This window comes from bacterium, from assembly GCA_040756715.1.
In the GTDB taxonomy this organism is placed as follows: Bacteria; UBA9089; UBA9088; order UBA9088; family UBA9088; genus JBFLYE01.
This window is the reverse complement of record JBFLYE010000215.1, coordinates 1-9,228: the sequence shown is the minus strand read 5'-3', so window position 1 is coordinate 9,228 and position 9,228 is coordinate 1. Positions and strand designations below refer to the sequence as shown.

10 protein-coding genes are annotated in these 9,228 nt (G+C 37.5%); 1 reads left to right on the top strand and 9 read right to left on the bottom strand.

What is annotated here, in order from left to right; all coding sequences use genetic code 11:
- Positions 1-167: 167 nt before the first annotated feature.
- From metK to AB1397_08400, 9 genes are read right to left on the bottom strand one after another with little or no spacing between them, the layout of a single operon-like run.
- On the bottom strand, positions 168-1,298 hold the full coding sequence (metK, locus tag AB1397_08440) for a methionine adenosyltransferase (GenBank protein ID MEW6483000.1): 1,131 nt from the start codon (positions 1,296-1,298) through the stop codon (positions 168-170).
- 50 nt (positions 1,299-1,348) lie between these two features.
- Complete coding sequence (locus tag AB1397_08435; GenBank protein ID MEW6482999.1) at positions 1,349-1,717, bottom strand: PH domain-containing protein; 369 nt, start codon at positions 1,715-1,717, stop codon at positions 1,349-1,351.
- 11 nt (positions 1,718-1,728) lie between these two features.
- A complete protein-coding gene (locus tag AB1397_08430; protein ID MEW6482998.1) occupies positions 1,729-2,850 on the bottom strand; it encodes an inositol-3-phosphate synthase in 1,122 nt (373 codons plus the stop codon).
- A gap of 29 nt (positions 2,851-2,879) precedes the next feature.
- A complete protein-coding gene (locus AB1397_08425) occupies positions 2,880-3,455 on the bottom strand; it encodes a CDP-alcohol phosphatidyltransferase family protein (GenBank protein MEW6482997.1) in 576 nt (191 codons plus the stop codon).
- Positions 3,452-4,222 (bottom strand): restriction endonuclease, encoded by a 771-nt coding sequence (locus tag AB1397_08420; GenBank protein MEW6482996.1) that lies wholly within the window; start codon positions 4,220-4,222, stop codon positions 3,452-3,454. The genes AB1397_08425 and AB1397_08420 overlap by 4 nt, the downstream gene beginning before the upstream one ends.
- Positions 4,219-5,394: a site-specific DNA-methyltransferase gene (locus AB1397_08415; protein MEW6482995.1), complete on the bottom strand. Its 1,176-nt coding sequence runs from the start codon at positions 5,392-5,394 to the stop codon at positions 4,219-4,221. The genes AB1397_08420 and AB1397_08415 overlap by 4 nt, the downstream gene beginning before the upstream one ends.
- On the bottom strand, positions 5,391-7,868 hold the full coding sequence (locus tag AB1397_08410; protein ID MEW6482994.1) for a HEAT repeat domain-containing protein: 2,478 nt from the start codon (positions 7,866-7,868) through the stop codon (positions 5,391-5,393). Before AB1397_08410 ends, AB1397_08415 begins: the two co-directional genes overlap by 4 nt.
- Positions 7,868-8,470 (bottom strand): ATP-dependent Clp endopeptidase proteolytic subunit ClpP, encoded by a 603-nt coding sequence (clpP, locus tag AB1397_08405; GenBank protein MEW6482993.1) that lies wholly within the window; start codon positions 8,468-8,470, stop codon positions 7,868-7,870. The genes AB1397_08410 and clpP overlap by 1 nt, the downstream gene beginning before the upstream one ends.
- A gap of 2 nt (positions 8,471-8,472) precedes the next feature.
- On the bottom strand, positions 8,473-8,904 hold the full coding sequence (locus tag AB1397_08400; GenBank protein MEW6482992.1) for a hypothetical protein: 432 nt from the start codon (positions 8,902-8,904) through the stop codon (positions 8,473-8,475).
- Between the two features lie 103 nt (positions 8,905-9,007).
- On the opposite strand from AB1397_08400, the gene AB1397_08395 reads away from it, so the two are divergent.
- On the top strand, positions 9,008-9,228 hold a 221-nt coding region (locus AB1397_08395; protein MEW6482991.1), incomplete at its 3' end, for a hypothetical protein.

The following is a 9,228-nucleotide window of genomic DNA, read 5'->3' as shown; positions in this document are numbered from 1 at the left end:
AATCCAAAATTCAAAATTTAGAATTCAAAATTTTATAAAACTTAAACCTTCAATCCAAAATTCAAAATTTAGAATTCAAAATTTCTTAAATACTATTTTTGCACTAAGTAATGGAAGATACTATAAATCTCCATAGAATGACTTAAGATTTTTGGTATATCATTATTTTACAAAAATGCCTCCTTCTTATCCGTCTTCTCCCAGGTAAACTCCTTTTCCTCCCTTCCAAAGTGTCCATAGGAGGCTGTTTTTCGGTATATTGGCCTTCTTAGGTTGAGGGTTTGGATTATCCCCTTTGGGGTAAGGTCAAAATTCTTTTTTATATCATTAACTATCTCTTTCTCTTCTTTTTTGGCTGTTCCCTTTGTATTGACCATAATAGATAAAGGCTCGGCAACACCAATGGCATATGATAGCTGGACCTCACATATCCTTGCAATGCCAGAGGCAACAATATTCTTTGCGATGTATCTTGCCATGTATGAGGCAGAGCGGTCAACCTTGGTTGGGTCTTTTCCCGAGAAGGATCCACCGCCGTGTGCGCCAAATCCACCATATGTATCAACCATTATTTTTCTTCCCGTAAGACCTGTATCTCCCTGTGGGCCTCCGATAACAAACCTTCCGGTTGGATTGATGTAGAATTTTGTCTCCCTGTCTATAAAATGCTCTGGGATTACCTTTTTTATTACCTCATCCATAATAGCATCCTTAAGGTCTGTATATTCAATATCCGGGTCATGCTGGGTTGAAATAACAATAGCAGATGCCCTTTTTGGCTTTCCCTCAATATATTCTATGGTAACCTGGCTCTTTCCATCTGGCCTTAACCAATCCAAAATCCTCTCCTTCCTTGCATAAGCAAGCCTACGCGTAAGCTTGTGTGCTAACAATATGGGCATTGGCATAAATTCAGGCGTCTCATCCGTGGCATAGCCAAACATCATCCCCTGATCACCTGCACCACCTGTATCAACACCCTGGGCAATATCTGGCGATTGGCCATGAATGGCTGTGATTACCGCACAATCCTCATAGTTAAAGCCATAATCAGCATTTGTATAGCCAATGTCTTTAATTACCTCCCTGGCTATAGCTGGAATCTCAATATAGGTTGAGGTTGTTATCTCGCCTGCGATAAATGTAAGGCCTGTGGTTACAAATGTCTCACAGGCAACCCTTGCCATTGGGTCATCCTTTATAATTGCATCCAAGATTCCATCAGATATCTGGTCGGCAATCTTATCGGGATGTCCCTCTGTAACTGACTCTGAGGTAAAAAAATAATCCCTTTTCATATTTTATCCTCCTTTTATGGTTATATAGTTAAAAGAATATGAAGTCAAATTTATGTTGCAATTCCAAAAATCTTAAGCCTCTCCTTAAGCTCTCTTATAAATTCCTCTGGGTTTTCTGGGGTAATGGTTGTATTTTTAAATAAAAAGCCCTTATGATGGATGGTTACATAGCTTTTGATATCCCAAAAGCGCCAGATTAGACGGCAGAAGTTTTCACCCCAAAATGGATAGCCAATTTTTACATCGACAATATTCCGATAGGGAAGCCTTTTTACAGAGAAGCCAAATATCTTTATCTTGAGTGCATCATCTGAAAGCTCGTATCTTATGGTAAAGCAAGAAGCCAATGCGATAATAACAGCGATAACAGGAATTGAAGCCTTAAAAAAATGATTCAGCCATTTAACTATTTCTTCCAAAACATTATCCATTAGGTTTTATTAGCAATAAACTTCTCAGTAAGCCTTCTTGCCTCTGTATCCGAAAATTGCTTGGGTGGAGATTTCATAAAATAGGATGAGGGGCCAATTATTACCCCTCCTATTTTTCTCTCCAGAGCAAGCTTAAGGCATCTTATTGCATCAATTGCCACACCCGCAGAATTTGGGCTATCTTCAACCGAGAGCCTTAACTCAAGGTTTAATGGAATATCGGCAAAACCCCTTCCCTCCATCCGTATAAAGCATACCTTGTTATCCTTTTGCCAGGGGACATAGTCAGAGGGACCAATGTGGATGTTTTCAGGAGCTAAAGGGGTTTTAAGCTGGGATTGGACCGATTGCGTCTTTGAAATTTTTTTAGAGGCCAGCCTATCTCTGTTTAGCATATTTAAGAAATCTGTATTTCCTCCTGTGTTTAGCTGGTATGTCCTCTCAAGCAAAACCCCCCTATCCTCAAATAGCTTGGTTAAAACCCGATGGACAATGGTTGCTCCCACCTGAGATTTTATATCATCGCCAATAATGGGAAGGTTTCTTTCCTTAAATTTTTTCTCCCAATCTTTATTTGAGGCAATAAATACCGGTATACAATTTATTACCCCGCATCCTGCTTCTAAGGCACATTCGATGTAGAATTCTGTGGCATGCTGGGAGCCAACCGGCAGGTAATTTATTAAAATCTCTGCACCCTTTTCCTTTAGGATTTTAACAATCCTTTCCATTGCCTCGCTCCTTTTATCATCGGGAACAAAATCATCCAAATATTCATCAATGACAAATGTTTGCTCCTCTGGATAATTTAGCATATGCCTTGCTACACCATCCAATAAAAATCCAAGCTCAACCTTTACATTCATAAATGGCACATTGCAGATCTTCTTTGTGCAATTAGGCTTCTGAAATATTGCGCTTGATAAATCAAGATTTACCTTTCTTTTATCAATATCAAAGGCTGTTATAAATTCAATATCCTCTGGCTTATAACCACCCAAATTATGGTGCATCAGCCCGATTACCTCATCTTGTGATTTCCCTTTGTAATACTCAATCCCCTGAATTAGGGAACTTGCACAATTCCCAACCCCCACAATGGCAACTTTAATCTTCTTCATCTTTACCTCCCGTTTTATTTTGGATTTTTTTATTCTGCATTCCGCATTACATAGATAATCCTTTGGATTGCGGTTATGTTTCCAAGTATTGCCAGTATCCACAAGGCTATATCCATCCGTGTAAGCCCTCCAATTATCAGCAAGATAATTCTTTCTGGCCTTTCCAAGAGACCAACATTTATCTTGATCCATTTCTCTGCCCTTGCCTTGATATAGCTTGTAAGATAAGCACCCATAAGGCTAAATAAAGAAACAATTACCAAAATATGGTTTTCTAAATAATGATAGATAATCCCAAAGAATACAAAAGAATCGCCATATCTGTCAAGGGAGGAATCAAGGAATGCACCAAAATAAAGTCGGGAGTCGGAAGTCGGAAGTGGGGAGTCTCTAGCGAGTTTGCCATCCAATATATCAAGTAATCCAGCAATAAGAAGGGAAAGGCTCCCACAGATAAAATCCCCAATGGCAAAACAAAAACCTGAGGCAATACACATAATTAAGCCGATAATACTTAATGCATTGGGAGAAAGACCCATTTTTTTTAAAATAATGACCAATGGGTCTAAAACAAAGGTATATCTCCTTCCAAAAGAACCTATCATTGACTTTCCAAGAATTTTTTAAGTAAGAGGGCAGTCAAAGCCGTTTCTTCTAACTCACAAACTGTTCTATACATTTTTGTTCCATCTTTGATCCATACAACACCATCAAGGACAGCGATTCGCATAGCATTCCCCTCCTTCTTTCTAAACAATCTCAGTGCATCTTCAAAGTTTGCATTCTGTGCACCCCCATAATCAGTAAGAAATTTTACTTCCCCAATCAAATAAATATCTTTTACTTTGGCAAGAAAATCTAGTCCTTTCTCAAGATTACAGCCAAGTTTTTCGTTTGCAAAATTCCTTAGTTGTGCATCGCTTCCTTGAAGAAATGCTATTCCTTTATAGGTTCCAAACTCGGATTCTGGAAGTACAGGATAGCCAATGCTTGGTAGCCATTTTCTAAAAAGAATCCCGATTCGCCTACTTGATGCCTTAGGTTCTTCAATGGCTTCTATTATTGCCTTAAATCCCAAAGAACGAACTCTCTTAGCTATTCTGTTAACAGTCTTAGGATTATATTTAACGAAAACATCCTTTTTTCGTAAAAATGCTACATAAGGGTCATTGATCGGAAACTTCGGTAATCTTAATAGCTCCCTAACCAACGACACATCATCACCGGATTTAAAAATTTCTTCTAATTCTTTTTTGGTGTCAACAGAAATTGCTCTCCATGATTCTTCTGTTGTAGAATAAATATTGTGAAGGTTATCCAAATATCCCGGTGCATTAGCAATCTTTATGCTCTTTCTTACCCATTCGTTCATTCCATTTTCTCCCATATCTTGTATAGTGTAAACCTTGAATGTTTTTTTATTGATGAAAGCCTTTTTTGTGCTACATCTAAAGCAACTTTAGAATTATCAATCCCAATCCACCGCCTTCCCAACTCTTCTGCGGCAATTAAAGTTGTCCCAGAACCAACAAAACAGTCTAAAACTAAGTCATCTGGGTTTGAGGATGCCTCTATAATAGTTTTGAGCATTTCAAGATTTTTTTCAGTTGGATAAGAAGGATATGGAGGGTCTTTAAATTCCCAAATATCCTGTCGTTTTTTACCCTTTTTCACAGCTTCCTCTGCATAATATATTCGGCGTGGATTTCCTGTAGATGACCATTCAATCAAACCTTGCTCATTTAATTTGTCCAATTCTTCTGGAGGATATTGCCAGTGACTTCCTCTTGGAGGCTTACGTCCTCTCCATTCCTTCCCCGTGGGTCCATTTAGAGTTTCGCCTGGAGCGTGGAGAGGAAGTGTTGTATAATGCCTGCCCTCCTTATCAATTTTAGGAAATAGGGTTTTTATTTGTTCATCTGTAAAGTCTTCTCGCTGATCGTTCCAAATATACTCATCAGTTTTTGAATAAAAAAGAATTGCATCTGTCATATTTCCGTATGCCATTCTTCTAAAGCTTTTTGGGTTGCATTTTATTCTCGTAATATTATTGATAAATCGTTCCTGCCCAAAAATCTCATCCATTAGAACTTTCACATAGTGACACATTTTCCAATCAATGTGAACATATATTGAGCTATCCTCTGACATTATCTCTCTAAGCAAAATAATTCTTTTTCTTAAAAACTCAATGTATTCTGCCCCCACGAGTCTATCATTATATGCGGTATCGTCTTCTCTACTCTTACTTACTGTTCGTGAAATTCCACTTTTGAAGTCTTGGTTTGTCCCAAAGGGAGGGTCTATATATACCAACCTAATTTTTCCTTTGATATTTGGTTCTTTTATCAAAGTTCTTAACGCCTGTAAGTTATCCCCGAAGATAAGCATATTGCTCCATCCATCAAGTCTGTTCTGACCAAAACTTACGATTTCCTTGAGAGTAACTGGGGATATGATAGCGATAATCCTTTTTAAATCTTCTTTTGCTTTGTATTGTAATTCTATACCGTTATTTGCCATTTTTCCAAAACCACCAATCATATAACTCCTGACTCCTGATATCTTCCTCCTGACCTCTTTTTATATTTCAATATGGCAAGGGAAAGGCGAAGGAGCAAGATCTCAGTAATCTCAGAGGCATCCCTTTTCTCATTAGATAATTCCCTTATCTTTTTATCAAGTAAGACAAGGTTTTTTTCAGCAATTTCCATCCCAAATTCATCAACAATTTGCCTTAAGGATGAGAATATGCTTTTTCTTACCCTGCTACTATTATCATCAATCTTTTCAATAAGGGGGCTAAAACCATCTTTTATCCTTAATCTTTTAAATCCATATGCAGAGGCTTCTCTTATTTCTTCGCTTTTGTCTGATAGCCCAAGGATAAATGCCCTTTGGCCCTTTTCGCTTCCAATATTAATTAAGGATGTGATTATTCTCTTTTTTATCCCAACCTCTCTCTCCTGCGTCCATGCCATAAGAAGGGTTGGGATAAATTTTTCATCCCCCATCATTCCAATGCCAATAATGGCAGCTGCCCTTGTCTGGGAATCTGGGTCTTTGGTTAATTCAACAAAAAGCTTAAAAACCCTTTCTCTATTTTCTGTAATATAATTGCTCATTGTATGAGCCATTTGTATTTGAACACTCCAATTCTTGCTTCTTATTCCATCCACAAGTATACCAAATCCCTTTTCTTCACCAAGTCTGCATAGAGCAATGGATGCTTCCCTTTTTACCTCAAGCTTTTCATCCTGAAGCATCTTAATTAATGGCTTAATAAAATACGGTTTTCCTATCTTTTTTAAGCTTCTAATCGCCTCTTTTCTTATTCTCCAATCACCATCATTAAGGGAAGAAAGGAGAAAATCTATGTGTTTCTCCTCGGCCTTAAGACCAATTGCCTTGATAATTCCAGTTTTAGCAAATAAACCCTTTTCCTCTATGGGAAGGCTTACATTATATCTTTTTCCAATATTTGCAAGGGAATATGATATCTGTAGCCTTACAACACTATCCATATCATTTAATGTCCTAATGAGGGGTTTTATTGCCCTATCGCTTCCTATCTTTCCAAGGGAGGCAGTTGCTATTCTCCTTATCTTTGGGTTATTATGTCTTAAAGCCTTAATGAAAACATCTTGGGAAGAAGGAGGGCAAAGCTTTGCTAAAGATATATAAGCCTCTTCAGAAACCTCTAATTTCTCCTCTGATTGTGCCTTAATAAGAAATTCTATTACCTTTTCCTGTCCCATCATTGCTAAGCTTTCAGAGCATATAACCCTTAAAGCCCAATCTTTTTCCTTAAATAGCTCAATCAAAGAGGATAAAACCCTATTTCCTCCAATTTCAACAAGGCAATTACTTGCCTGCCTTTTTATTCTCCAATTCTGGTCTTTAAGAAGGGAAATCAAGTTATCTATTGCCCTTTTATCCTTAATTTTAGAGAGAATAGATATAGCCTCCCTTTTGTTGTTAGAAGCTAAAGCCCTTATATTTACCCTTAAAAGCTCATCCTCAATCTTTCCTACATATTCTATAAATTCAAGAAGAAGTGGTTCATTCGTTTTCCACCCCCTTTTTTTTAAGCAATTATATACCATACACAAAACAAGCCCTCCCTTTATAAGCCCTATCTCAAGAAGGTCTTCATTAGAAATAGAAAGACCGCTTAAGATCTTTATAATAAAATCTTCCTCCCTTCTTTTAAGAAAGAAAGAAAACGCCTCTTTCATTTTGTGTTCAATAATAAGTTTAAATATAGACCTCATAATTCCTAGGTTATTTTCAAAAGCAATGAGATTATAAAGAAGGTGTAAAAGGGAGGGTTTTTTGACCAGAATCTCTATTAGCCTATTTTTTCCCTCAAGTCCAAGGGATTTATAACCCGAAATAAAAGAGCCCTTTTTTCTCTTTTCAATAAATTGCGCATCCTCATCCCTTCCTAGAAATAGATAGAATATAAGCCTTTTTCCATCATCTTGGGGAAGAAAGCTTGTATTTATAAGAAATGAAAAAAGGGTGTTATTCCAGGTTAAAAAGAGGTTATTAAAAAGTCCTTCCTTTACAGTATCATCATTGATGCTTGAGAGGATTCTTGTGGCTTCATTTTTTGTTTCCCCTTCTTTTAGCATTTCAATAAGAACAGGAATATCAGGAGAAGATGGAGGGATACACTTTGCGGTTTGGCCTGTTTTTATAAAAAAAAGGATTCTTTCTTTAGGAGATGATGGTGCGAAACCCCTTGTGGTAATTATCTCCCATACCTTTTCATTTCTATCCTTAAGATAATTAGAACAAAGGCAATCAATTGCAGAAGGGTCAGAAAGATGGCAAAGGGAAGAAAAGGCATGTCTTTTTACCTCACTATCAGAATCAGAAAGGGCATTGACAAGATATGGAACTACCTCGGCTGTCCCTATTTTTGCAAGCTCTTCTACTGCCTTTTTTCTTCTTCCTTTTCCAAAAATAATTGATTTATCGGAAAGATTTTTAACAATTTTCGGAAAGTCCACTACTTCTTTGTTTTCCTGCTTGTAAAAACTTGATCAGCTATTCCATATTCTACAGCCTCTTTAGCTGACATATAAAAATCCCTATCCGAGTCTTGCTCAATTCTTTCAAGCTTCTGACCTGTATGTTTTGCAAGAATTTTGTTTATTTCTTCCTTTACCCTTAAGATCTCCTTTGCCTGAATCCCTATGTCAGTAGCTTGTCCTTGTGCTCCACCCAATGGCTGATGAATCATAATCCTGGCATGGGGAAGGACAAACCTTTTTCCCTTTGTCCCTGCCGAAAGGATTAAGGCTCCCATTGATGCAGCCTGGCCAATACAGATGGTTGAAATATCACATTTTATGTATTGCATTGTATCATATATGGCAAGCCCGGCAGTAACTATGCCCCCTGGGCTATTGATATAAATGTCAATATCCCTTTCTGGGTCTTCTGCTTCCAAATAGAGCATCTGGGCGGTTATTATATTTGATACCTCATCATCAATCGGTAGGCCTAAAAATATAATTCTATCTTTGAGGAGGCGAGAGAATATATCATACCCCCTTTCACCCCTTGGGCTTTGCTCTATAACCATAGGAACAAGCTGAAATTTTTCCATTTTTACCAAACTATAGAGATTTGCTCCTGTGGTTGTTTCCACATAAAATTATGATAAATGTAGGGATTGTAAGGAAGAATCCCCCTCCATCCATCCTTTGATAGGCTTATAAGGGTCTCTGCAGGTCTCAATAGAGATACCTCAAATGGCGGTGGTAAAGTTCCATGGTCTTGCCCGCCAATCCCAACCGCACCTATTTCAATCCTTCTTGCCGTATCAAAGTATGCCTGTTGTTGCTGGTATATTTGGCTTGTATAAACAGACATAGCAGGATCTGGCTCAACCGCATCTGATACAGGCATCGGAGAACGAAAAGAGTCTCGGGTTTCTGCTTGAGGCATCTCTGCCCTTACAGAAGCACTTGCTATTTCATTTACCTCCTTTGGCATCTCGGAAACATATCCTTGATTTGGCTCAATGGCATTAACTACCATATCTCATCACCTCTGATTTATTATACAAACTAAAGGAACAATTTTCAAGAATTTTTTATATGCAAATCTTGACAAGGCTTTTAAATAATTATAAATTTTTTTTATGAAAAAAAGGCTTAATTCACAACTTATTCTCCTTGTTCTTCTTTTAACAGGGATTGGCATTGCTACCCTTTACAGCACAACATTCAGATGGGAATATCCTTTGTGGAAAAAACAGATAGTCTGGGCAATTTTTGGAATAATTTTATGCCTCCTAAACCCTTTAATTGACTATTCAATCCTTAAAAGAAAAGGCTTACTTATCTACACAATAGGTATAAT

Bases quoted from the DNA above. Each gene is read 5' to 3' on its own strand.
- AB1397_08420 (MEW6482996.1), bottom strand. From the start codon at position 4,222: ATGAACGAATGGGTAAGAAAGAGCATAAAGATTGCTAATGCACCGGGA.
- AB1397_08430 (MEW6482998.1), bottom strand. From the start codon at position 2,850: ATGAAGAAGATTAAAGTTGCCATTGTGGGGGTTGGGAATTGTGCAAGT.
- AB1397_08425 (MEW6482997.1), bottom strand. From the start codon at position 3,455: ATGATAGGTTCTTTTGGAAGGAGATATACCTTTGTTTTAGACCCATTG.
- clpP (MEW6482993.1), bottom strand. From the start codon at position 8,470: ATGGAAAAATTTCAGCTTGTTCCTATGGTTATAGAGCAAAGCCCAAGG.
- metK (MEW6483000.1), bottom strand. From the start codon at position 1,298: ATGAAAAGGGATTATTTTTTTACCTCAGAGTCAGTTACAGAGGGACAT.
- AB1397_08400 (MEW6482992.1), bottom strand. From the start codon at position 8,904: ATGGTAGTTAATGCCATTGAGCCAAATCAAGGATATGTTTCCGAGATG.
- AB1397_08415 (MEW6482995.1), bottom strand. From the start codon at position 5,394: ATGATTGGTGGTTTTGGAAAAATGGCAAATAACGGTATAGAATTACAA.